Source organism: Oleiphilus sp. HI0128, assembly GCF_001635365.1.
Genome location: NZ_LWGG01000978.1, coordinates 1 through 875, shown reverse-complemented (window position 1 = coordinate 875; position 875 = coordinate 1). Strand labels below are relative to the sequence as shown.

1 protein-coding gene is annotated in these 875 nt (G+C 43.5%); it reads left to right on the top strand.

The window, feature by feature from the left end:
* Nucleotides 1–224: 224 nt before the first annotated feature.
* On the top strand, nt 225–875 hold a 651-nt coding region (locus A3763_RS16240; RefSeq protein ID WP_156495130.1), incomplete at its 3' end, for a hypothetical protein.

Sequence of the window (875 nt, the reverse complement as noted above, 5' to 3'; positions counted from 1 at the left end):
AGGTGTCATTAGTGTTGGCTATTCGTCGCGCAGTGTGTTGAATTAGTCTAAGTAAAATGCTTTTAAGAGCGTTAGAGTAGTGGTTACAAAATTAATGTATTTTTTGCTAGATATGTCTGCAGCTTGACCTACTTTTGTTATGTAAGGGTCAAACTTTTTTACATTTGTCATTCGTTAAGAATTTTAAGAGGTACATCACGATGAAAGCTTTAAGATCGTGTTTTATGAGATATAGTGCTGGAGCATGTCTACTCATAGCGGGGACATCAGTTCATGCGTTAAATACGCAGATCACCTTACAAGCTGATAGTGAAGTAACGCCGACAAACTCTGAGGTCGTCACCTTTGGTTTGCCTCTGGCAGCGGGTGAAGTGACTGATATTTCGGAAATCAAGGTTCTGAATGGTTCAACGGAATTAGCAGCCTACGTTGAAGGTGGCTTACGTTACCATTGGTCTGATAACTCTATTCGTTCGGTGACAATCCAGCTGCAAAATGTCGATATGACCGGTGGTAATATAGACCTGACAATTACAGATGGTGGTGCAGCAGTCACACGCTTGTCTGAAGTTGCACACTCTCTAGGTTGGGCGGCTGCAGGCGCAGATAAAAATAACCTGCCTTACCCACGAATTTTTGCCTTGCACGATACAAGCTATTTGTCCGAGTCAGGCCTGATTCCTCCTTATGTGCCCTCAAGTGGTTCGTCAGACGGTTTTGAGCAATACCAAGTAGGCCAGTTCGAAAATTGGGCTGGTGGGCTTGATTATAGCGCTTCCAGTGGAGGTAATTGGTTGTTTGATCGATCAAGTGCCATGTTCAAAGCGTATATGTCTACTGGGCGGGTAGAATTCTTAAAAGAGGCATTCCTATCG